This is a genomic window from Trinickia caryophylli (assembly GCF_034424545.1).
Lineage (GTDB): Bacteria > Pseudomonadota > Gammaproteobacteria > Burkholderiales > Burkholderiaceae > Trinickia > Trinickia caryophylli.
Window position 1 is genome coordinate 2,811,640 of the sequence record NZ_CP139970.1, and the last position, 21,151, is coordinate 2,832,790.

General features: G+C 66.6%; 20 protein-coding genes and 1 riboswitch. Of the genes, 5 read left to right on the forward strand and 15 right to left on the reverse strand.

Annotated elements, in window-relative coordinates; all coding sequences use genetic code 11:
* The first annotated feature begins 9 nt into the window (after positions 1-9).
* Together rsmA and gloA are read left to right on the forward strand one after the other, a co-directional pair.
* Complete coding sequence (gene rsmA / locus U0034_RS12650) at positions 10-828, forward strand: 16S rRNA (adenine(1518)-N(6)/adenine(1519)-N(6))-dimethyltransferase RsmA (protein WP_085227947.1); 819 nt, start codon at positions 10-12, stop codon at positions 826-828.
* Positions 829-951: 123 nt separating this feature from the next.
* Positions 952-1,338 (forward strand): lactoylglutathione lyase, encoded by a 387-nt coding sequence (gene gloA, locus U0034_RS12655; RefSeq protein WP_085227948.1) that lies wholly within the window; start codon positions 952-954, stop codon positions 1,336-1,338.
* A 15-nt stretch (positions 1,339-1,353) separates the two neighbouring features.
* Here gloA and U0034_RS12660 read toward each other — a convergent pair whose 3' ends face one another.
* From U0034_RS12660 to U0034_RS12690, 7 genes are all read right to left on the reverse strand, one after another.
* On the reverse strand, positions 1,354-2,220 hold the full coding sequence (locus tag U0034_RS12660) for a M48 family metallopeptidase (RefSeq protein WP_085227949.1): 867 nt from the start codon (positions 2,218-2,220) through the stop codon (positions 1,354-1,356).
* A gap of 86 nt (positions 2,221-2,306) precedes the next feature.
* Positions 2,307-3,104, reverse strand: a complete 798-nt coding sequence (locus U0034_RS12665) for a lysophospholipid acyltransferase family protein (protein ID WP_085227950.1) — start codon at positions 3,102-3,104, stop codon at positions 2,307-2,309.
* 37 nt (positions 3,105-3,141) lie between these two features.
* On the reverse strand, positions 3,142-3,705 hold the full coding sequence (gmhB, locus tag U0034_RS12670) for a D-glycero-beta-D-manno-heptose 1,7-bisphosphate 7-phosphatase (protein WP_085227951.1): 564 nt from the start codon (positions 3,703-3,705) through the stop codon (positions 3,142-3,144).
* Between the two features lie 8 nt (positions 3,706-3,713).
* Positions 3,714-5,819, reverse strand: coding sequence for a glycine--tRNA ligase subunit beta (gene glyS / locus U0034_RS12675; protein WP_085227952.1), 2,106 nt, complete (start codon positions 5,817-5,819; stop codon positions 3,714-3,716).
* Positions 5,820-5,836: 17 nt separating this feature from the next.
* Positions 5,837-6,844, reverse strand: coding sequence for a glycine--tRNA ligase subunit alpha (gene glyQ, locus U0034_RS12680; protein ID WP_085227953.1), 1,008 nt, complete (start codon positions 6,842-6,844; stop codon positions 5,837-5,839).
* A gap of 173 nt (positions 6,845-7,017) precedes the next feature.
* Entirely contained in the window at positions 7,018-8,691 is a 1,674-nt protein-coding gene (gene lnt / locus U0034_RS12685) for an apolipoprotein N-acyltransferase (RefSeq protein ID WP_085227954.1), read from the reverse strand.
* A gap of 112 nt (positions 8,692-8,803) precedes the next feature.
* Complete coding sequence (locus tag U0034_RS12690; RefSeq protein ID WP_085227955.1) at positions 8,804-9,697, reverse strand: HlyC/CorC family transporter; 894 nt, start codon at positions 9,695-9,697, stop codon at positions 8,804-8,806.
* 175 nt (positions 9,698-9,872) lie between these two features.
* Between U0034_RS12690 and U0034_RS12695 the strand changes: the two genes are divergently transcribed.
* On the forward strand, positions 9,873-10,472 hold the full coding sequence (locus tag U0034_RS12695; protein WP_085227956.1) for a DUF4337 domain-containing protein: 600 nt from the start codon (positions 9,873-9,875) through the stop codon (positions 10,470-10,472).
* Positions 10,473-10,549: 77 nt separating this feature from the next.
* On the opposite strand, the gene U0034_RS12700 is transcribed toward U0034_RS12695, so the two are convergent.
* The 4 genes from U0034_RS12700 to miaB form a co-directional block, all read right to left on the reverse strand.
* Positions 10,550-11,209 (reverse strand): gamma-glutamylcyclotransferase, encoded by a 660-nt coding sequence (locus U0034_RS12700; protein ID WP_085227957.1) that lies wholly within the window; start codon positions 11,207-11,209, stop codon positions 10,550-10,552.
* A 24-nt stretch (positions 11,210-11,233) separates the two neighbouring features.
* Positions 11,234-11,707, reverse strand: a complete 474-nt coding sequence (ybeY, locus tag U0034_RS12705) for an rRNA maturation RNase YbeY (protein ID WP_085228112.1) — start codon at positions 11,705-11,707, stop codon at positions 11,234-11,236.
* An 84-nt stretch (positions 11,708-11,791) separates the two neighbouring features.
* Positions 11,792-12,865, reverse strand: a complete 1,074-nt coding sequence (locus U0034_RS12710) for a PhoH family protein (protein ID WP_085227958.1) — start codon at positions 12,863-12,865, stop codon at positions 11,792-11,794.
* A 24-nt stretch (positions 12,866-12,889) separates the two neighbouring features.
* Positions 12,890-14,257, reverse strand: a complete 1,368-nt coding sequence (miaB, locus tag U0034_RS12715; protein ID WP_085227959.1) for a tRNA (N6-isopentenyl adenosine(37)-C2)-methylthiotransferase MiaB — start codon at positions 14,255-14,257, stop codon at positions 12,890-12,892.
* Positions 14,258-14,508: 251 nt separating this feature from the next.
* Positions 14,509-14,676, forward strand: a riboswitch (FMN riboswitch).
* 122 nt (positions 14,677-14,798) lie between these two features.
* Between miaB and ribB the strand changes: the two genes are divergently transcribed.
* The gene (gene ribB, locus U0034_RS12720) at positions 14,799-15,494 is read left to right on the forward strand and encodes a 3,4-dihydroxy-2-butanone-4-phosphate synthase (protein ID WP_085227960.1); all 696 of its coding nucleotides are present in this window, start codon (positions 14,799-14,801) and stop codon (positions 15,492-15,494) included.
* Between the two features lie 162 nt (positions 15,495-15,656).
* Here the strand turns inward: ribB and U0034_RS12725 are convergent, their stop codons facing one another.
* From U0034_RS12725 to glpD, 4 genes are all read right to left on the reverse strand, one after another.
* Complete coding sequence (locus tag U0034_RS12725) at positions 15,657-16,349, reverse strand: HAD-IA family hydrolase (RefSeq protein ID WP_085227961.1); 693 nt, start codon at positions 16,347-16,349, stop codon at positions 15,657-15,659.
* A 217-nt stretch (positions 16,350-16,566) separates the two neighbouring features.
* Positions 16,567-17,274, reverse strand: coding sequence for an MIP/aquaporin family protein (locus U0034_RS12730; RefSeq protein WP_085227962.1), 708 nt, complete (start codon positions 17,272-17,274; stop codon positions 16,567-16,569).
* Positions 17,275-17,401: 127 nt separating this feature from the next.
* Positions 17,402-18,901, reverse strand: coding sequence for a glycerol kinase GlpK (gene glpK, locus U0034_RS12735; RefSeq protein ID WP_085227963.1), 1,500 nt, complete (start codon positions 18,899-18,901; stop codon positions 17,402-17,404).
* A 113-nt stretch (positions 18,902-19,014) separates the two neighbouring features.
* Positions 19,015-20,571: a glycerol-3-phosphate dehydrogenase gene (gene glpD, locus U0034_RS12740; protein WP_085227964.1), complete on the reverse strand. Its 1,557-nt coding sequence runs from the start codon at positions 20,569-20,571 to the stop codon at positions 19,015-19,017.
* Between the two features lie 194 nt (positions 20,572-20,765).
* Between glpD and U0034_RS12745 the strand changes: the two genes are divergently transcribed.
* On the forward strand, positions 20,766-21,131 hold the full coding sequence (locus U0034_RS12745; RefSeq protein WP_085228113.1) for a hypothetical protein: 366 nt from the start codon (positions 20,766-20,768) through the stop codon (positions 21,129-21,131).
* The last annotated feature ends 20 nt before the right edge of the window (positions 21,132-21,151 follow it).

Sequence of the window (21,151 nt, forward strand, 5' to 3'; positions counted from 1 at the left end):
ACGAATCCGATGTCCACCAGCAGACAGCATCAAGGCCATTTCGCGCGCAAACGGTTCGGTCAGAACTTCCTTGTCGACCTGGGGGTGATCGATGCCATCGTCAACGCGATCCGCCCCGTGCGCGGCGAAACCATGGTCGAAATCGGGCCGGGGCTCGGCGCACTGACCGGGCCGCTCGTCGAGCGCATCGCAGCGCCCGGTTCGCCGCTGCACGCCGTCGAACTCGACCGCGATCTGATCGCCCGTCTGGAAAAGAAATTCGGCGAGCGCCTCGCGCTGCATGCGGGGGACGCGCTCGCATTCGATTTTGCCTCGCTCGTCGGCACGCAGGCGCGTCCGACCCTGCGCATCGTCGGCAACCTGCCGTACAACATCTCGAGCCCGCTGCTCTTTCATTTGATGGCGTTTGCGCCGATCGTCGTCGATCAGCACTTCATGCTGCAAAACGAAGTGGTCGAGCGGATGGTGGCCGAACCGGGGTCCAAAGCTTTCGGCCGGCTTTCGGTGATGCTGCAGTACCGGTATGCGATGGACAAGCTGCTCGATGTGCCGCCCGAGGCGTTCCAGCCACCCCCGAAGGTCGATTCGGCGATCGTGCGGATGATTCCGTACCGGCCCGACGAGATCGCGAGCGTCGACGAGCGGCTGCTCGGCGAGCTCGTGACGGCGGCGTTCTCCCAGCGCCGCAAGATGCTGCGCAACACGCTGGCCGATTACCGCGAGCGCGTCGATTTCGACGCGCTCGGGTTCGATCTGGCCCGGCGTGCCGAGGACGTACCGGTCGACGAGTACGTGCGCGTCGCCCAGGTGCTCGCCGCCGGCTCCTGACGCAGTGCCGGGCCCGGCGACGGCATCTGCCCGCCACGGGTACCATGTCGGAATCGCGAATCACCGAATCACCGAATCACCGAATCATCGATTCATCGAAACATTGATTGTTGGGAGTACATCATGCGTTTGCTGCACACGATGCTGCGAGTCGGCGACCTCGATCGCTCGATCGCTTTCTATACGCAATTGCTCGGCATGAAAGTGCTGCGCCGTCAGGATTACCCCGAGGGTCGCTTCACGCTGGCGTTCGTCGGCTATACGGAAGAAAGCCAGGGCACGGTGCTCGAGCTCACGCACAACTGGGACACCAAGTCGTACGAGCAGGGCAACGCGTTCGGTCACATCGCGATCGAGGTCGACGACGCTTACGCGGCCTGCGAGAAGATCAAGGCGCAAGGTGGCACCGTCGTCCGCGAGGCCGGGCCCATGAAGCATGGCACGACCGTCATCGCGTTCGTGACCGACCCGGACGGCTACAAGATCGAATTTATCCAGAAGAAACGCTGATCGCCGCGCGCGGCATCAGAGCGCGGGCAGCAGGTCGGGCGGATGATGCTTGAGCGTATGCCGCGCTTCCCGGAACTCGGGAAAGATCGATTCCACCGTTTGCCAAAAGCGCGGGCTATGGTTCATCTCGCGCAGATGCGCGAGTTCGTGTGCGACGACGTAGTCGATAATCGACAACGGGAAGTGAATGAGCCGCCAGTTCAGGCGGATGCGACCGTCGCTCGAGCAACTGCCCCAGCGGGTGGACGCCGACGATAGCGCGTACGCCTTGAAGCCGACGCCGAGCTTTTGCGCGTAGAACGCAAGCCGTTCGCCGAAGATCCGCTTGGCCTCGGTTTGCAGCCAGCCTTGCACGCGGTCCTTGATCTGCTGGGCGTCGGCATGCGCGGGCAGTGCCAGCGCGAGCGAGCCCGCGGTCGCATCGAATGCGAGCACGCCGTGCGGCGAGGCAAGGGAAACCGTCACAGGTTTGCCGAGATAGGGGATGTGCGCACCGTCCCGCCATTCGACGTGCGGCAAGGCCCGCTGCTCGGTGCGCGTTTGCCATTCGGCCAGCTTCGAAAATATCCAGCGTTCCTTGCCGGCGATGGCTGCTTCGATGTCGGCCAGCGTTACCCACCGCGGTGCCGTGATCGTGAGACCGTTGCCGTCGATCGAAAAGCCGATCGTGCGGCGCGTCGAACGCTTCAAGCCGTATTCGAGCGTACGCCCGGCCAGCGTCAGGCGGCGCAGCCTCGCGCCGGGCGCGACGCGCGGCGCCTCACCGGCCGGCGAGGCGGGCTGCGTCCCCGCATCGCCCTCAGGGTCGCCGAAGAGCGGCAGGTCGAGTTGCCGATTGTCGAGCGCCTTCGATTCGCGGCGGGAGAGAGCGGACTTGGGCATCGATTCGCGGGGGCGTTGGATAGGGGCCTGCCGATCGGTTGCGGTTGCGGTTGCGTCTGTGGTTTGTGGATGCGTTTCCGGCAGCGTCAGATGCCGGCTGTTCCCGCGGAGTCGGTCGAGCGCCGGCCGGCTGCATTTGCACCGGCGTCGCCGCCCGAATCGCGGTATGCGTCCGGATCGATACGTCGCATCTCGTTCTCGATCCACGTCTCGACACGCGTGTTCACCTGCTCGGGCGTGAGCCCTTCGGTGGCGATCGGCTTGCCGATCGATACGGTCACGAGCCCCGGATACTTGATGAACGAATTGCGCGGCCAGACATGACCCGCATTGTGCGCGATCGGTACGACCGGCGCACCTGCGTCCACCGCGAAGCGCGCACCGCCGGTCTTGTATTTGCCCTGCTGGCCGACCGGCGTACGCGTGCCTTCGGGAAACATGATGACCCAGGCTCCTTCGCTCATCCGCAGCCGCCCCTGCTTGACGACCGAGGCGAACGCGTATTTCCCGTCCTTGCGGTTGATGTGCACCATGTGCAGCATGCCGAGCGCCCAGCCAAAGAACGGCACGTAAAGCAGCTCGCGCTTGAAGACGAAGCAAAGCGGGCGCGGCATCATCGCGGGCAGTGCCACCGTCTCCCAGGCCGACTGATGCTTCGAGAGCAGCACGGCCGGGCCGTCCGGCAGATTCTCGAGCCCTTCGACGCGGTAGCGAATGCCGGTCAGATGCCGGGCGACCGCGAGCGTGGCCCGGCACCAGCCAACGGCCATCCAGTAGCGCTTGTCGGCCCGCATGAAAGGAAAGGCAACGAAGCAGGCCATCGCGTACGGCATCGTGAACGCGATGAAGTAGATGAAAAGCAGAAGCGAGCGGAGAAAACGCATTGGAGTGGTCGGTCGGTTGGACGCCACGCGATGATGGCTATTCTTCGCGCTCGGAAAGAAAGGCGAGCGCGAAAGCCTTCAGATCGTCGTGGACGCGGGTGCCTGCGGGCAGGCCATCGGCCTCCAGCGTTTTTTTGCCTTTGCCGGTCAGAACCAGGTGCGTCGGAAACCCGAGCGCCGCACCCGCTTCCAGATCGCGCAGCGAATCGCCGACGACGGCAGTCGTCGCGGGATCGACCTCGAAGCGATCCATGATCATCTTCAGCAGGCCGGGCTTCGGCTTTCTGCATTCGCAGTGATCTTCGGCGGTGTGCGGACAGAAGAATACCGCATCGATGCGTCCGCCCACCGCCGCCGCCGCACGCTGCATCTTCGCATGCATCGCGTTGAGCGCGGCCATGTCGAAAAGCCCGCGTCCGATGCCCGACTGGTTCGAAGCGACCACGACGCGGTAGCCCGCCTGATTGAGCCGCGCGATCGCCTCGAGGCTGCCGGGGATCGGAACCCACTCGTCGGCGGATTTGATGAACGCATCCGAGTCGACGTTGATGACCCCGTCGCGATCGAGAATGACGAGCTTCTTGCTGGAGGTCATGTGCATCTTCCCCGTCACGCCGCCAGCTTCGAAATGTCGGCAACGCAGTTCATCTGCGCGTGCAGGGCGGCCAGAAGCGCAAGGCGGTTCCGGCGCAGCGCTTCGTCCTCGGCATTCACCATGACGTCGTTGAAGAACGTATCGACGGGCACGCGCAGCGCCGCCAATGCCGAGAGCGCGCGCGTGTAGTCGCGCTGCGCGAGCTGCGACTGCACGGCGGGGGCCACCTTGCCGAGCTCGTCGTTGAGTGCCTTTTCGGCGTTCTCCACGAGCAGGCGCGGCTCGACGCCGGAAGCGCCGCCCGCTGCCTGCTCGGATTTCTTCAGGATGTTCGAGATGCGCTTGTTGGCCGCGGCCAGCGCTTCGGCTTCGGGCAGCCCCGCGAATTCGCGCACCGCTTCCAGGCGCGCGATGACGTCGTCGAGGCACCGTGGCTCGAGACTCAGCACGGCGTCGATCTCGCCCGCCGCATAGCCGCGCTCGCGCAGCAGGCCACGCAGGCGGTCGATGAAGAACGCGTAGAGCGCATCGGTGGAATCGCTGACTTGCGGCTCGCCGGCAAACGTCGCGCAGGCCGTACGCAGCAGCTCGACGAGATCGATCGGCAATTGCTTTTCGATGAGGATGCGCAGCACGCCGAGCGCATGGCGGCGCAGCGCGAACGGGTCTTTCTCGCCCGTGGGCACGAGGCCGATGCCCCAGATGCCCGCGAGCGTCTCGAGCTTGTCGGCCAGCGCAACGGCCGTGCCGGCCGGCGTGGAGGGCAAGGCGTCTCCGGAAAAGCGCGGCTGATAATGTTCGCTGCAGGCGAGCGCCACGTCCTCGGGCTCGCCGTCGTGGCGCGCGTAGTAGGTGCCCATCGTGCCTTGCAGCTCGGGGAACTCGCCGACCATGTCGGTCAGCAGGTCGGCCTTCGCGAGATAGGCCGCGCGCTGCGCGAGCCCTGCGTCGGCACCCACGAGCGGTGCGACGAAGCCAGCCAGCGACACGAGCCGCTCGACGCGCTTCAACTGCGAGCCGAGCTTGTTGTGGTAGACGACGTTCGCAAGCAGCGGTACGCGCTCGGCGAGCGGCTTTTTCTTGTCCTGCTCGAAGAAGAACTTCGCGTCGGCAAGACGCGGGCGCACCACGCGTTCGTTACCTTCGACGATCTCGCCCGGCGTTTTCGTCTCGATGTTCGAGACGATCAGGAAGCGCGAGCGCAGCCGGCCTTCGCCATCGGTGAGTGCGAAGTACTTCTGATTCGTCTGCATCGTCAGAATCAGGCACTCCTGCGGCACCTGCAGGAATGCGTCGTCGAAGCGGCATTCGTAGACGACGGGCCATTCGACGAGCGACGTCACTTCATCGAGCAAGGCTTCGGGCATTACCACCATGTCGCCGTTCCCATGGGCGACGAGCTGCGTGGCGATGCGCTCGCGGCGCTCGGCGTAGCTCGCAATCACGTGGCCCTTCGTGCGCAGCGTGCTCGCGTAATCGTCCGCATGCAGGATCGCCACGAGGCCGTCGGACAGGAAGCGGTGGCCGAGCGTGGTGTCGCCGGCGTCGATGCCGAATGCGGTCACGGGCACGACGGCGTCGCCGTGCAGCACCGTCAGGCGCTGCACGGGGCGCACGAACTGCACGCTCGCGCCGTCCGGGCGCTGGTACGTCATCACCTTGGGAATCGGCAGCTTGGCGAGCGTTTCGTCGAGCGCTGCCTGCAGGCTGTCCACCAGTGTCGCGCCGGGCGCGGCATAGCGCAGGAAGAACGCTTCCGCCTTGCCGTCCTGCGCACGTTCGAGGCGATCGACGGTGAGATCGGGGAAGCCGAGCGCTGCGAGCTTTTTCGCGAGCGGGGCCGTCGGGTTGCCGTTCGCATCGAGCGCGACGGATACGGGCAGCACCTTCTCGCGCACCTGTCTTTCGGGAGCGAGCGTGCGCACCTGGCGGATCACGACGGCGAGGCGGCGCGGGGTGGCGTAGGCGTCGAACGACGGCTCGCCCTCGATGAGCGCGCGCGCGGCGAGCCGCTCGACGAGGCCCGTCGCGAAGGCATCGCCCAGCCGTTTCAGGGCTTTCGGCGGCAGTTCCTCAGTCAGCAGTTCGACGAGCAGTGTGGCGTTTTGTGCGTGATTCATGTCTGGATCTGTTCTCGTCATTTCTCGTCGATCGCGCGTTCGACCTTCAGCGGCGGCGCCCAGGCCGGCATTGCCGCGTCCTGCGCGTCGGTGGTGAGCCCGCGCACACCGTGCACCGGATTGCCGAGCATCGGAAAACCGAGCTTTTCGCGCGACTCGTAATAGGCTTGAGCGACGAGGCGCGACAGCGCGCGGATTCGGCCGATGTAGGCGGCGCGCTCGGTGACGGAGATCGCGCCGCGCGCGTCGAGCAGATTGAACGTGTGACCCGCCTTGAGCACGAGTTCGTAGCCGGGCAGCGCGAGCTGCGTCTCGATCATGCGCTTTGCCTCGGCCTCGTAGGCGTTGAACAGCGTGAAAAGCAGATCGACGTTCGCGTGCTCGAAGTTGTAGGTCGACTGCTCGACCTCGTTCTGATGGTAAACGTCGCCGTAAGTGAGGCGGCGCAGCTCGGGGCCGTTCGGGCCCGGCTCCTCCCATTCGGTCCAGACGAGATCGAACACGTTTTCGACCTTCTGCAGGTACATCGCGAGCCGCTCGAGCCCGTAGGTGATTTCGCCGAGCACGGGCTTGCAGTCGAGGCCGCCCACCTGCTGGAAGTAGGTGAACTGCGTGACTTCCATGCCGTTGAGCCAGACTTCCCAGCCGAGCCCCCATGCGCCCAGCGTCGGGTTTTCCCAATCGTCTTCGACGAAGCGCACGTCGTTTTGCTTCAGATCGAAGCCGAGCGCCTCGAGCGATCCGAGGTAGAGATCGAGGATGTTTTCCGGCGCGGGTTTCAGTACGACCTGATACTGGTAGTAATGCTGCAGGCGGTTCGGGTTGTCGCCGTAGCGGCCGTCCTTGGGGCGGCGCGAGGGCTGTACGTAGGCGGCGCGCCACGGCTCGGGGCCGATCGCGCGCAAAAACGTATGGACGTGCGACGTGCCGGCCCCGACCTCCATATCGATTGGCTGCAGCAGCGCGCAGCCCTGTCGGTCCCAATAGGATTGCAGCGTCAGAATGAGTTGCTGAAACGTGAGCATGTCGTGCCTTTGGCGGCGTAAGGCGAAGGCCCGCAGCGGGCCGCCGCGTGGTGCGTGCGCAGATACGGGCGGCGCGCCTGCCGGCTCAATCGGGGCCGGCAGGCCGCTGCTCGCTGCTAAAACGATGAATTTTACCGGAAAGCGCGCAAAGCTCCCTCATTCGCGAGGGTTGCTCAATTGCCGCCCTTGCGCCGCGAGGGCCCCAAGGCGAAGCCGAGCGCGAGCAGCACGAGCGAGACCGCCAGCACGGTGTTGTTGCCGCTCGCGATATAAGGCGTGCGGCCGGCCGTGCCCTGCACGTGCACGTCGAGCGCGCCTTGCGTCATCGTGGGCAGCCGCGCCGTGACGCGGCCGCGCGCGTCGATGGCCGCCGTCGCGCCGGTATTGGTGGCGGCGATCAACGGGCGGCCCGTTTCGAGCGTGCGCATGCGCGCCATCTGCAGATGCTGGTCGAGCGCGATCGTGTTGCCGAACCAGGCGAGGTTCGACACGTTCACGAGAACGCCCGCGGGCACCGGCGCAAGACGCAGCCGGCGGGCGATTTCCTCGCCGAAGATGTCCTCGTAGCAGATGTCGACATCGACAGGCTGATTGCGAACCATGAACGGTGGCTGCACGACCTTGCCGCGGGCGAGGTCGCCGAGCGGAATGTTCATCAGCTCCACGAACCAGTGGAAACCAAGCGGCACGAATTCGCCGAAAGGCACGAGGTGGTGCTTGTCGTAGCGATAGAGCAGATCCGTTTTCGGCGTGAGGCCGAAGAGGCTGTTGGTCGGATCGGTGAGGCGGCCGTCCTGCTGCACGGTGGCGCCGAATGCACCGAGCAGCACGGCGGTGCCCGTGCTGTCGGCGAAAGTGCGCACGGCGCGGCCGAAACTTTCGGGAAACTGCTGCGGCAGGAGGGGCACGGCCGTTTCCGGGGTGACGACCAGATCGGCCGGCCGCTCGGTGATCATCTTCTGATAAAGCGCGACGGCGGCTGCGACGCCCGCCTCGTCGAATTTCATTTCCTGCTTCACGTTTCCTTGCAGGATCCGTACGTCGAGCGGCGCGTTCGCGGGGAGCGTCCAGCTCACGTGTGCAAGCCCGAAGCCCGCGGCGACGAGGGCCAGCGCCAGCGCTGCCGGCCAGGCGGCCGCGGCGCGGTGCGAGGAGGGTGCGATGAAAAAACGATGGAGCGCCTGCACGACGAGCGCGGCCGCGAGCGCCGTCACCCAGCCCACGCCATAGACGCCCGCAACGGGCGCGAAGCCGGCAAACGGGCCGTCCACCTGCGCGTAGCCGCTTGCAAGCCATGGGAATCCGGTGAAGACGATGCCGCGCAGCCATTCGCTCAGTGCCCAAGCGCTCGCGAAGGCGAACGCGCCGTGCCACGTCGGCGAGAACGGCCGTGCGTCGCGCTCCCTGCGTCCGTTGCGCTCGTGGCCGGCGCACAGCGACCAGATCGCGGCGGCAAGGGCCGGATAGAGCGCGAGATAGAGCGAGAACAGCACGAGCGCCGCTGCGGCAAGAGGGGCTGCCATGCCGCCGTAGTCGTGCATGCTGACGTAAAGCCACCAGATGCCCGTGACGAAGTTGCCGAAGCCGAAGGCGCCGGCTGTCAGCGCCGCGCTCTTCCAGCGCTTCGTGCGTGAAAGCCACGCATAGAGAAACGCGAGCAGCGCCAGCTCGAGCCAGCCGCCATGCGGTGTCGGTGCGAACGACAGCGTGTTGGCGGCGCCGGCCGCCAGCGCGGCAACATAGTGCAGGCGGCTTTGCGTGCCGCTTGCCTGCGGTGCCGTATCGGCGCTGCCCGCTTTGCGCAAGCCTGCGCGCTGGCGCAGGCGGGGGGAGATCGGTTCTGCCATGAAGCGAGTGTCGTTCGTTGTCTGCAAGGCCGATGTCGATCGCGCCTCATTGCACGGCGGCGCCGTCACTGCGGTGACCGCCGTCAAGCGGGTGCCGGGGGGGCGCGGCGCGTCAGGTTTGCACGTGCTGCGCTTCGCGTTCGCGCTGCCCGGCGAGCGGGTCGCGCCGCACGAGCAGCATGTGGATCTGGCGCGCGTCGGCGCGCAGGATTTCGAAGATGAGGTCGTCGATGCGTGCACGTTCGCCGCGATGCGGCACGCGACCGAAATGATGGGTGACGAGACCGCCTATCGTGTCGACTTCGTCATCGGAGAACTGCGTGCCGAACGTTTCGTTGAACTGCGAGATCTCGGTGAGCGCGCGCACCCTGTAGCGTCCGTCCGGCGAGGCGATGATGTTGCCGCTTTCCTCGTCGAAGTCGTATTCGTCCTCGATGTCGCCGACGATTTGTTCGAGCACGTCTTCGATCGTGATGAGCCCGGCCACGCCGCCGTATTCGTCGACGACGATCGCGATGTGATTGCGGTTCACCCGAAAATCGTGCAGCAGCACGTTGAGCCGCTTGGCCTCGGGAATGAACACGGCGGGGCGGAGCATCCCGCGCACGTCGAACTCTTCCTCGGCGTAGTAGCGCAGCAGATCCTTCGCGAGCAGCACGCCGATGATGTTGTCTCGGTTGCCCTCGTAGACGGGATAACGCGAGTGCGCTTTATCGAGCACGAACGGGATGAAGCGCTCGGGACTGTCCGCGATGTTGATCGCGTCCATTTGCGCGCGCGGAATCATGATGTCCCGCGCGCAAAGATCGGAAACCTGGAAGACCCCTTCGATCATCGAGAGCGAATCGGCGTCGATGAGATTGCGTTCGTGCGCTTCTTGCAGAACATCGAGCAGTTCGGCGCGCGATTCGGGCTCCGGCGAGATGAGATCGGTCAGCCGTTCGAGCAGCGAACGCTTTTCGTGCGGTTTGTCGGTGTGTCGTCGACTGGGATAGGAGTCGTTCATGGCGAAGCGCCCTGGACAACCGGGCGCGAGGTAAACGGAGAGTTAAGGATACACCACCCTCGTGACGCGTTCGCCACGCGGGCGTCTCCTGCTAAAGTCGTCGCCGGGTGCCGCCGGCGGACAGCCGGGCCGGCCGCGCCCCCGGTCTCTTCTACTCTCTTTGCGCGAAAGAAATATGTCGGAACAATTCGAAGTCCGCGGTCCCCACGAGGAGGCCCTCGAACATGGCGGCCATCATGCTCACGCGTCGCCCGGCGATGCCCGTGATCCGTTCGCCGGCCGCGTCGCCGTCATGACGGCGGTTCTCGCGACGGTGGGCGCCGTCTTTGCCTATCAGGGCGGCTCCACCGAGGGGCTCGCGCTCTTTTACAAGAACGAGGCGGCCATCCGCAAGACCGAAGCCGCGAATCAGTGGAGCTATTACCAGGCCAAGGGCGAGAAGCAGAACCTTGCCGAACTCGGTGCGGCACTGAGCCCGCCCGAGTCGAAAGCGAACGCGAAATTTGCCGCCGACATCGCCAAGTACGCACAGCAGAAAACCGAGATCCGCGCGCACGCCGAAGCGCTGGAGAAAACCGTGCTCGAGGCCGATACGGCCAGCGAGCGGCAATTGCACATGCACCATCGTTGGGCGCAGGCGACGACGCTGACTCAGGTCGCCATTTCGCTCGCCGCCATCACGCTGCTCACGCGGCGCCGATGGCTGCTCTGGGGCGCCGCGGCGACTGCCGGCGCAGGCGTGCTCGTCGGCATCGCGGCGGCGTGCGGTGTTTGAACGGCGGGGCAATGGGAGCGTCGAGCCGGCCCGGGCGTTGCGGCGCGGTTGGGCCGCGCAGCGCACGTGCCGGCGTGTCATTCCCCGGCGCAGCGCTTGAGCAGGGATTCGAGCGCGCGATCGGGCATGCCGCTTTCGCGCAACGCCGCAACGGTGCGGCTCACGTAGTCGCGCGTCGTGCCGTAGCGTCCGCAGGCGCAGCCGAGCACCGTTCGCACGACGGCATCGGACAGCTTTCCCGTATAGGTGGGTACGTCGCGGCGCATCACGAAGGCGAGTGCCTTGACTCGCCGGCCGTCCGCGAGCGCGCATGGCAGCCAGGCGGGACGATACGAGCCCATCGGCATCTCGCGCCGCCACAATGCCTCGAGGTGCGGCATCGCCGTTTCTCCAGCGAGGCGAAACGCCATGCCCGTGCACGAGCCGCCACGATCGAGGGCGAGCACGAGCCCCGGCTGCTCGGGCGTGCCGCGGTTCACGCGCGACCAGAGGTAAAGCCCGCGATGGTAGCCGCGCACACGGGCGCGCATCGTCTCCGCGGCAGGCAGGCCAGGGTTCCAGATCAACGAGCCATAGCCGAAGAGCCATAGGTCGCCCATGCCGTCCCAATGCTCGAGCGTGCGCGCAAGCGAGGCGGCGAGTTCATCGTCGGAGAGCAACCTCGCCTCGCCGAGCGAGGGCGGATAAGTGTCGTCTCCGCAAGGCGCAGGCGAGGGGATCGGGCGGGGGGCGGACATCGCGGCTCGCACCGGAGGCACGATTCAGCGCCCGTGCTCGCGGTACGGGTCCGCGTAGCCGAGGCCGCCGAGAATCTCCGCTTCGAGCGCTTCCATTTCGCGCGCCTCGTCGTCGGCTTCGTGATCGTAGCCCTGCGCGTGCAGCGTGCCGTGCACGATCATGTGCGCGTAGTGGGCCTCGAGCGGTTTGCCTTGCTCGGCGGCTTCCTGTTCGATGACGGGGCAGCAGACGACGATGTCGCCCGCGACCGGGTCGTCGTCCGTTTCCGCGTAGGCGAACGTCAGCACGTTCGTGGCGTAGTCCTTGCCGCGATAGCCGCGATTGAGCTGGCGGCCTTCGTCGGCATCCACGAAACGCAGCGTCAGCGCGCCGTCGGCGAAAAGCGCCGCCTTCACCCAGCTCGTCACGCGCGCGCGCGTCAGCAGCGCCTTGTGCTCGGGGTAGGCTTTCGCGGCGGGAAACTGCAGCGTGAGCGAGAGTCGGGGGGAGCGCTTCATCGGCGGTTCACCGGGCGGCAGGATGCACGCGGTGCGGCGGCGCACTGGCGATGGCCGCCCGCGCACCGGCCCGGTGCGCTGAATTCAACGCAGGTCCGACGCGGCGCCATCGTCTTTCTTCGCATGCTTGTCGTAAGCCTCGACGATCCGCGCGACGAGCGGGTGACGCACGACGTCGGCGCTCGTAAAGCGCGTGAGCGCTATGCCGCGCACGTTGGCGAGCACTTGCTGCGCCTCGATGAGGCCGCTCTTTGCCCCGCGCGGCAGATCGACTTGCGTCGTGTCGCCAGTCACGACCGCCTTCGAGCCGAAGCCGATGCGGGTGAGAAACATCTTCATCTGCTCGGGCGTGGTGTTCTGCGCCTCGTCGAGGATGATGAACGCGTGGTTGAGCGTACGCCCGCGCATGTACGCGAGCGGCGCGATTTCGATCATCTGCCGCTCGAACATTTTCGCCGTCTTGTCGAACCCGAGCAGGTCGTAGAGCGCGTCGTAAAGCGGCCGCAGATAAGGGTCCACCTTTTGCGCCAGATCGCCCGGCAAGAAGCCGAGCCGCTCGCCGGCCTCGACGGCCGGACGCGTCAGCACGATGCGTTTCACCTGGTCGCGCTCGAGCGCATCCACGGCGCAGGCCACGGCGAGGTAGGTCTTGCCGGTGCCCGCCGGCCCGACGCCGAAGGTGACGTCGTGCGAGACGATCTGCTTGAGATACTCGCGCTGCGCCGGCGTGCGTCCGCGCAGATCGGCCCGGCGCGTATAGAGCTTCGGGCCGAGTTCTTCGATGTTTTCGTCGTCGAACCGGGCCGGCTCGTCGAACGGATGGTCCGGATCGTAGCGGACTTCCGTTTCGAGCGGCTCGCCGTCCCCGGCCGGGGATGCGCGATTGCCCGGGTGGCGGGCCTCGACGAGCGCGAGCTGGATGTCGTCCACCGACAGCGGCTCGCGGGCGCGGTTGTAGAACGTTTCGAGCGCGCCGAGCGCGAGCTTCGCGCCGCGCCCGCGGATCGAGATCCGATGCCCGCGCCGCTGCAGCGTTACGTCGAGCGCCTGCTCGATCTGGCGCAGATTTTCGTCGAGCGGGCCGCAGAGATTGGCGAGCCGGGCGTTGTCCTCGCGCGGCGCGGTGAATTCGAGAGGTTGGGCGGTCTTCGAGGCCAAAGCGATCCTGATTCTGAACGAAGCTCAGTGCGTTGCCGTATCGGCGTCGGCAAGCACGAGCTCGCCGCGCAGCGAATGCGGATACGCGTGATTGATGCGCACGTCGATCATCTGGCCGATGAGCCGCGCATGCGCCGCCACCGGCGCAGGGAAGTTCACGACGCGGTTGTTCGCCGTGCGTCCGGCGAGCTCCGTCGCATCCTTGCGCGACGGGCCTTCGACGAGAATGCGCTCGACCCCGCCCACCATCGATTCGCTGATGCGCACGACGTTGGCGTCGATCGTCGACTGCAACTGCTGCAGCCGCTCGAGTTTCACTTCGCGCGGCGTATCGTCGTGCAGGTTCGCCGCCGGGGTGCCGGGGCGGGGGCTGTAGATGAACGAGAAGCTGTTGTCGAAGTCCATCTCCTCGACGAGCGCCATCGTCTTGGCGAAATCGGCATCGGTTTCGCCGGGGAACCCGACGATGATGTCGGTCGACAGCGACAGGTCAGGCCGGACCGCGCGCAGGCGCCGGATCACCGACTTGTATTCGAGCACCGTGTAGCCGCGCTTCATCGCCATGAGGATGCGATCCGAGCCGTGCTGCACCGGCAGGTGCAGGTGCGAGACGAGCTTGTCGACTTTCGCGTAGGCATCGATGAGCCGCTGCGTGAATTCCTTCGGATGCGACGTGGTGTAGCGGATGCGCTCGATGCCGGGAATGTCGGCGACATATTCGATCAGCGTCGCGAAATCGGCGATCTCGCTCGATCCGGGCGTGAGCGGGCCGCGGTAGGCATTCACGTTCTGGCCGAGCAGCGTGACTTCGCGCACGCCCTGATCGGCGAGCCCCGCGACCTCGGTGAGGACGTCGTCGAGCGGGCGCGAGACTTCCTCGCCGCGCGTGTAGGGCACCACGCAATAGCTGCAGTACTTGCTGCAGCCTTCCATGATCGAGACGAACGCGCTCGGGCCTTCCACGCGTGCCGGCGGCAGGTGATCGAACTTTTCGATTTCGGGAAACGAGATGTCGACCTGGGCACGGCCGCTCGCGCGGCGTGCATCGATCATCTGCGGCAGGCGGTGCAGGGTCTGCGGGCCGAATACGAGGTCGACGTAGGGCGCCCGCGCGACGATCGCGGCGCCTTCCTGGCTTGCCACGCAGCCGCCTACGCCGATCAGCAGATCGGGCCGGGCCTCTTTGAGCTCGCGCACACGGCCGAGATCGGAGAAAACCTTCTCCTGCGCCTTCTCGCGCACGGAGCAGGTGTTGAACAGAATGACGTCCGCGTCTTCGGGCGTATCCGTCTTGACGAGACCTTCAGCCTGCCCGAGCACGTCGACCATTTTGTCGGAGTCGTACTCGTTCATCTGGCAGCCGAAGGTCTTTACATACACTTTCTTGGTCATGAAGCTCGCCGTTCGCAGTGGTTGACCTGGGGGCGGTAAATCGGGGGAGCATGCGTGCGCCACGCGTCTTGTCGTATTGCGGCGGCGCAAAGGCCAGCCGGGGCATGCGGTTCAGCCCGTCATTATAGCCTTTCGGGGCGGCCCGGCCGGCGCCCGGCGCCTGGTCGGTCAAAACCCTCGCACCCGAGTGGGTGGCCGGCGCCGCGCGCGCAGCTGTTGTATCCTCTTTCCCGCCGGTTCGCCGGCACACGATGCGTCTTCAGGGCGGGGCGAAATTCCCCACCGGCGGTAAGCCGGCTTTGTGCCGGCGAGCCCGCGAGCGCCCGTGTCGCGGCCTTCAGTCGGGCTGCGGCGCGGGGTCAGCAGATCTGGTGCGATGCCAGGGCCGACGGTCATAGTCCGGATGGAAGAAGATGCAAGAGTCAGTCACCGCTCGCCGTTTTGGCGCCGTGCGGCCCTGTGCCGCGCGCGTTCGGCAGCGCGTGTCCTTTTGCGTGCCCTGAAACGTTTTTCGCCCATTTCATCGCGAGGAGCGTTTCATATGTCAGTCCCTTTCCGCTCGGCAGTCGCCGAATTTTCCCTGCTTGCCGCCGCCGCCGTGCCGCCGCGCATTGCCGCGGCGCTGGACGCCATGCGTGCCGGCCGCGCGGTCATCGTGCTCGACGATGACGACCGCGAGGACGAGGCCGACCTGATCGTCGCAGCCGATCGCATGAGCGTCGAGACGATGGCGCTCATGATCCGCGAGTGCAGCGGCATCGTCTGCCTGTGTCTGCCTGACGAGACCGTGCGCGCACTCGATCTCGCGCCGATGGTCGCGAGCAACGAAAGCCGTTACGGTACTGCGTTCACCGTGTCGATCGAGGCGCGCCACGGCGTGAGCACGGGCGTATCGGCGGCCGACCGTCTGACGACGATTCGTGCCGCCGTCGCGGATGGTGCTCAGCCGGCCGACATCGTGCGGCCAGGGCACGTGTTTCCGCTGCGTGCCCAACCGGGCGGCGTGCTCGCGAGGCGCGGTCACACGGAGGGGGCCGTCGATCTGGCCGCGCTCGCGGGCCTGAAGCCAGCCGGCGTGCTGTGCGAACTGATGAACGCCGATGGCACGATGATGCGCGGCGCGGACGTCGAGCGCTTCGCCCAGGCGCACGGGATGCCGATACTCACGATCGCCGAACTGGTGGCGTTTCGCCGCTCGTTGGCCGAGTTGGACGAGCGTTGCGCCATGGAAGCCTGAGACCCGGGCTCGAGGCCGCCAGAGCCTGCGAGACCTCGAGCGCGGTGCCGCGGCGGGCCTGAAGGTCTGGCCCGGGTTCCGCGCGGAGCCTGACCGAGGGCCGCGCGCGGCTTGCGGGAGCCGTGCTGCGAACGTGCTCGCAGCCGTCGGGCAGGCGCGCGGCTAGCGCGCGTGCGGCAACGATTCGAATGTGCCGTGTGCGCCGCCGGCCAGGAGCGCCGGCACCTGATCCATCCGTTCCACGATGACGCTCACGCCGAGCCGGCGCAGCGCCTGGGCGTAGCCGCCGGGCTGGTGGCTCGAGCCGACGAACGCGATCGTTCGCATGCCGGCCGCGCGTGCGGCGTCGAGCCCGGCGAGGTTGTCGGCCACGGCCACGCAGCGTGCCGGCTCGACGCCGAGCGCACGCGCAGCGTGCTGGTAGATGTCCGGGTGCGGCTTCGCCCTGGCCACCATGTCGGCGCCGAAGAGGCGCCCGCCGACGTGTCCGGCGAGCCCGACGCGGGCCACGGCGATCGCCAACTGGGCAACGCGCTGATTCGACACAATGGCAGCGGGCAGCGTGATGCGCGAAAGCGCCTCGCGTATCTCGGCGACGGGCGCGCACGAGCGCGCGAGTGCCTGCTCGACCGTGCGGGCGAGCTGGGCATCGAAGTCGGGCGGCAGGACGATGCCGAGGCGGTGCGCGATCTCGTCGGGAGGCGGAGGCGAGAGCGGGCCGAAGACGGCTTGCTCGATCGGTTCGGGGTCGATTTCAGGAAACGCAGCCGATAGAAGATCGGCGAGCGCACGATGCGCAACGGCATCGCTGACGACGAGCGCGCCGTCGCAATCGCAGAGAAGTTGTTCGAACATGAAGAAGGGGGCACGCCTGGAGGCGGCCTACCCCGCGGCATGCATTGTTGTCGATTGAGCCCCCAATGATACGTAGATTGGGGGCGTGCCGCTTCCCTTCTTCGATGCTTGCAATCAGCTTTCGGTCAGGCGTTCGAACCGGTTTTCGAGATCATGGGCTGCGGCGGGGCTGCGCCGCGAACGCCGGCCGCGGTGGCCGGCCCCTCGAGTCAAATGTTCAATGCGCGTGCAGATAGACCCATGACGCCATCGCGCCGCCCGCGAACGGCCCGCACACGGGAATCCAGGCGTAGCGCCAGTCGCTCGTGCGCTTGCCGGGGATGGGCAGCAGGGCGTGCATGAGGCGCGGCGCAAGGTCGCGGGCCGGGCTCATCGCATAGCCGGTGGGGCCGCCGAGCGAGATGCCGATGCCGAGCACCAGCAGGCCGACGGGCAGCGCATCGAGCGCGCCGAGCCCGACCTGCGGCGAAGCAAGATAGAGCACTCCGAGGATCAACACGAATGTGCAGATCATTTCGGTCAGGATGTTGTGCGGCACGCTGCGAATGGCCGGGGCCGTGCAAAAGCAGGCGAGCTTGACGTCCGGATCCTCGGTGGTCGAGAAGTGCTGGCGGTAGGCGAGCCAGACGAGAAATGCCCCGGCCATGCCGCCGAGCATCTGCGCGACGATGTACCCGGGTACTTTCGCCCAGGCGAACTTCCCGGCGAGTGCAAGGCTGACGGTGACGACTGGATTCAGATGCGCGCCGCTGAACGACGCGGTGACGTATACGGCCACGAACACGGCCATGGCCCATCCCCAGACGATGACGATGAGATCGGCGCCCTTGCCCTTCGTGCGCGCGAGCAGCACGTTGGCAACGGCGCCGTTGCCGAGCAGCACGAGCAGGGCCGTGCCGAGAAATTCAGCGATCAGTGGCGACATGGTTGACTCCGGAATGGCATCGAACGGCTGCGCGGATCGGCCAGGCCGCGCGCGCAGCGCTTCTTGGTTGTGGGTGCGACTCTCAGGTTCGCGTACGGCTGTGTGCGGCAAACAACCCGCACTGCGTTCAGGAGGCGTCCGCCCAGGCCTTCGCGGCGGTGACGGCGCGCTGCCAGCCCGCGAGGCAGGCTTCGACGGCGGGCTTCTCCATCGTCGGCGAGAAGCGCCGATCGAGCTGCCACTGGCGCTCGAGCTCGCCGATGTCGCTCCAGTAGCCCACTGCCAGCCCGGCCAGGTAAGCGGCGCCGAGCGCCGTCGTTTCGCTCACGCGCGGCCGCACGGCGGCCACGCCGAGCAGGTCGGACTGAAACTGCATGAGCAGATTGTTGGCGCACGCGCCTCCGTCGACGCGCAACTCTTCTATGCGGATGCCCGAATCCGCTTCCATGGCCTTGAGCACATCGACCGACTGGTAGGCGATCGAGTCGAGGGCCGCGCGGGCGATATGCGCGCTCGTCGTCCCGCGCGTGACGCCGAAGAGGGTGCCGCGCGCGCGGGGGTTCCAGTGCGGCGCCCCTAGCCCGGCGAAGGCCGGCACGAGGTAGACGCCGTCGCAGTGCGGCACGCTGGCGGCGAGCGCTTCGATGTCGGATGCCTGCTTGATGATGCCGAGCCCGTCGCGCAGCCATTGCACGACGGCGCCGGCGATGAAGATGCTGCCTTCGAGCGCATAGTTGACCTTGTCGCCGATCTTCCACGCGAGCGTCGTGACGAGGTTGTTCCTGGACTCGATCGGGTGTTCGCCCGTGTTCATGACGAGGAAGCACCCCGTGCCATAGGTGTTCTTCACCATGCCCGAGCTCGTGCACATCTGCCCGAAAAGCGCCGCATGCTGATCGCCCGCGATGCCGCCGATCGGGATTTTCGATGCGAAGACGGTCGTGACGGTCGGTCCATAGACCTCGGACGATGCCCTCACCTCGGGCAGCATGCTGCGCGGGATGTCGAGGGCTTCGAGCAGATCGGCGTCCCATTGCAGCGTGTGGATGTTGAACAGCATCGTGCGCGATGCGTTCGTCACGTCGGTGATGTGAAGCGCATGCTTCGTGAAGTTCCAGACGAGCCAGCTGTCCACCGTGCCGAATGCGAGCTTGCCTTGCCGCGCTTTCTCGCGCGCGCCTTCGACGTTGTCGAGGATCCAGCGGATTTTCGTGGCCGAGAAGTAGGCATCGATCGGCAGGCCTGTCTTCGCGCGAACCTTTTCCTCGAGCCCCTGCGCTTTCAGCGAATCGCAGAACGGCGCGGTGCGGCGGTCTTGCCAGACGATGGCGTTGTAGATCGGCTGCCCTGTTTCGCGGTCCCAGACGATCGTCGTCTCGCGTTGGTTCGTGATGCCGATCGCCGCGATCGACGTGCCGTTGAGTCCGGCGCGCGTGACGGCCTCGGCCGCCACGCCGGCCTGCGTCGACCAGATTTCCTGCGGGTCGTGCTCGACCCAGCCCGGCTGCGGGTAGATCTGGCGGAATTCCTTTTGCGCCACCGAGACGATGTTGCCCTGACGGTCGAAGATCATGGCACGCGAGCTCGTCGTACCCTGGTCGAGCGCAAGAATGTATTGATCCGGCATTGTCTCTTCTCCATGTGTTGTCATGAGTTGTGTTGTTCGCCGCGTATCGCGTGTCGCGATATGCGGCGGCCCTCGGAAACGGCAGTGTGCGGACTGCTGACGGCCCTCAGCCTCTAGCCCGGCTGCGGCGACAGCGTTCCGGGCGGCGCGGCCGGCGCCGGCGCACGCGCGAACCAGGCATCGATCGCCGTGCGGGCCGGTTGCTGGTCCTTCGGCCCGATGTGCAGCCCGAGCTTCGTGCGTCGCCACAGGACGTCGTCGGCGCAACGCGCCCATTCGGCATCGCGCAGGTAGCGCAACTCGCATTCGTAAAGGCCCGGCGCGAATGCCGCGCCAAGTTCGTCGATCGATCGGGCCTGGCCGACGAGGCGCGCGGCGCGCGTACCGTACGCGCGGGCGTAGCGATGCGCGAGCGCCGCCGGTAGCCAGGGATGTTCGTTTGCGAAGCGCGCGGCGAACGCGTCGAAGCGAGCATTTGCGATGTCGCCACCCGGCAGCGGCACGCCTGCCGTCCACGCGTGCGCCCGATGCTCGAGCGCCGCATCGAGCAGGTCGACCGCTTCTTCGGCGAGCTTGCGAAACGTCGTGATCTTGCCGCCGAACACCGACAGGAGCGGCGCTTCGCCGGCGCGCGTATCCACTTCGAGCCGGTAGTCGCGCGTGACGGCCGATGGATTGTCGGCGCCTTGCTCTTCGAGCAGCGGGCGCACACCCGAATAGCTCCAGCAGACGTCTGCTGGCGCGATCTTGCGCTTGAAATAGCGGTTGATGGATTCGCAGAGATAGCGAATCTCGTCTTCGTCGATCGCAACGCGCGCCGGATCGCCGTGGTATTCGACGTCCGTCGTGCCGATCAGCGTGAAATCGGTTTCGTACGGGATCGCGAAAATGATCCGCTTGTCCGGGTTCTGAAAAATGTAGGCGTGATCGTGCTCGAAGAGGCGCCGCGTGACGACGTGGCTGCCTTTGACGAGACGCACGGCATGATGAGCCGAGCGCCCGAGCGCGTCGTGCAGCAACTGGCCGACCCAGGGGCCCGCGGCATTCGCGAGCGCGCGTGCGCGCACGTCCAGCCGGGAGCCATCGGCGCAGGCAAGTTCCGCGTGCCATTGACCGCCCGCCCGCACGGCCCGCACGAGTTTCGTGCGCGGAGCGACCGTCGCCCCGCGCTCCGCGGCGTCGAGTGCGTTCAGCACCACGAGCCGCGCATCGTCCACCCAGCCGTCCGAATAGACGAAGCCGCGTTCTATCGAATCGACGAGCGGCGCACCGGCCGGGTGCCGCCGCATGGCGATGCCGCGCGAGCCCGGCAGCAGTTCGCGCCGCGCCAGATGGTCATAGAGGAAGAGACCCGCCCGGATGAGCCAGGCCGGGCGCAGGTTCGGCATGTGGGGCATGACGAAGCGCAGCGGCCGGATGATGTGCGGCGCCGCGCGCAAGAGTGTCTCGCGCTCCTGCAGCGCCTTGCGTACGAGGCCGAACTCCTTGTATTCGAGGTAGCGCAACCCGCCATGAATGAGCTTGGTGCTCGACGACGACGTGTGCGAGGCGAGATCGTCCTGCTCCACGAGCAGGACGGACAACCCGCGCCCTGCCGCGTCGCGCGCGATGCCCGCGCCGTTGATGCCGCCGCCCACGACAAGCAGATCGTATTGGCCGCCTTGCGTCACTTGTGCTGTCCCTCGATGCGTCCCGACTGGGATGGAAAATAAACTGAAGCTATCGTGTTCGTTTGCGAAATCTATCGAACATTTTCGAAAAAGGCAAGGTCGAGAAGTGGGTTCGAAACCGAACATCGGCTCAAATCGATGATCGACTGCCGCGACGGCGCTACCATCACGGGAAATTCTGGACGAGGTGGGCGATGCGAGGATCGACGCGGGGTATTTGGGCAGTGGCGTGCGTGCTGCTGGGCGGGTGTGCGGGTATGGTCGGGCCCGGCGCGCCGTCGCTTTCGGCGCTGGAGCAGGTGTGCGGGGCGCAGACGGACTTCGGCGGGGACACGCAGTCGGTCTATTCCGCCTATCTCGACGCCTATGTGGCGTACCGGCACGGCCGGTTGCCGCAACAGGCGTATTGCGCGTTCCAATCGTCGATCGCCGAACGGCATGCCGCGCTGGCGGCGGCGGGCCCTGGCGCCCGGGCCCAATGGGCCGACTTCTTCAATGACGCGCGAGCGAGGGCGCTGAGTTGGCGCGCCGCGGTCGACCCGTCGCTGCGCGGAGGCTGAGCTGCTGCTGCCACGGCGCG

What these genes read in the sequence shown, in the direction of transcription:
- rsmA (WP_085227947.1), top strand. Translation starts at nt 10, where the DNA reads ATGTCCACCAGCAGACAGCATCAAGGCCATTTCGCGCGCAAACGGTTC.
- gloA (WP_085227948.1), top strand. Translation starts at nt 952, where the DNA reads ATGCGTTTGCTGCACACGATGCTGCGAGTCGGCGACCTCGATCGCTCG.
- U0034_RS12660 (WP_085227949.1), bottom strand. Translation starts at nt 2,220, where the DNA reads ATGCCCAAGTCCGCTCTCTCCCGCCGCGAATCGAAGGCGCTCGACAAT.
- U0034_RS12665 (WP_085227950.1), bottom strand. Translation starts at nt 3,104, where the DNA reads ATGCGTTTTCTCCGCTCGCTTCTGCTTTTCATCTACTTCATCGCGTTC.
- gmhB (WP_085227951.1), bottom strand. Translation starts at nt 3,705, where the DNA reads ATGCACATGACCTCCAGCAAGAAGCTCGTCATTCTCGATCGCGACGGG.
- glyS (WP_085227952.1), bottom strand. Translation starts at nt 5,819, where the DNA reads ATGAATCACGCACAAAACGCCACACTGCTCGTCGAACTGCTGACTGAG.
- glyQ (WP_085227953.1), bottom strand. Translation starts at nt 6,844, where the DNA reads ATGCTCACGTTTCAGCAACTCATTCTGACGCTGCAATCCTATTGGGAC.
- lnt (WP_085227954.1), bottom strand. Translation starts at nt 8,691, where the DNA reads ATGGCAGAACCGATCTCCCCCCGCCTGCGCCAGCGCGCAGGCTTGCGC.
- U0034_RS12690 (WP_085227955.1), bottom strand. Translation starts at nt 9,697, where the DNA reads ATGAACGACTCCTATCCCAGTCGACGACACACCGACAAACCGCACGAA.
- U0034_RS12695 (WP_085227956.1), top strand. Translation starts at nt 9,873, where the DNA reads ATGTCGGAACAATTCGAAGTCCGCGGTCCCCACGAGGAGGCCCTCGAA.
- U0034_RS12700 (WP_085227957.1), bottom strand. Translation starts at nt 11,209, where the DNA reads ATGTCCGCCCCCCGCCCGATCCCCTCGCCTGCGCCTTGCGGAGACGAC.
- ybeY (WP_085228112.1), bottom strand. Translation starts at nt 11,707, where the DNA reads ATGAAGCGCTCCCCCCGACTCTCGCTCACGCTGCAGTTTCCCGCCGCG.
- miaB (WP_085227959.1), bottom strand. Translation starts at nt 14,257, where the DNA reads ATGACCAAGAAAGTGTATGTAAAGACCTTCGGCTGCCAGATGAACGAG.
- ribB (WP_085227960.1), top strand. Translation starts at nt 14,799, where the DNA reads ATGTCAGTCCCTTTCCGCTCGGCAGTCGCCGAATTTTCCCTGCTTGCC.
- U0034_RS12725 (WP_085227961.1), bottom strand. Translation starts at nt 16,349, where the DNA reads ATGTTCGAACAACTTCTCTGCGATTGCGACGGCGCGCTCGTCGTCAGC.
- U0034_RS12730 (WP_085227962.1), bottom strand. Translation starts at nt 17,274, where the DNA reads ATGTCGCCACTGATCGCTGAATTTCTCGGCACGGCCCTGCTCGTGCTG.
- glpK (WP_085227963.1), bottom strand. Translation starts at nt 18,901, where the DNA reads ATGCCGGATCAATACATTCTTGCGCTCGACCAGGGTACGACGAGCTCG.
- U0034_RS12745 (WP_085228113.1), top strand. Translation starts at nt 20,766, where the DNA reads ATGCGAGGATCGACGCGGGGTATTTGGGCAGTGGCGTGCGTGCTGCTG.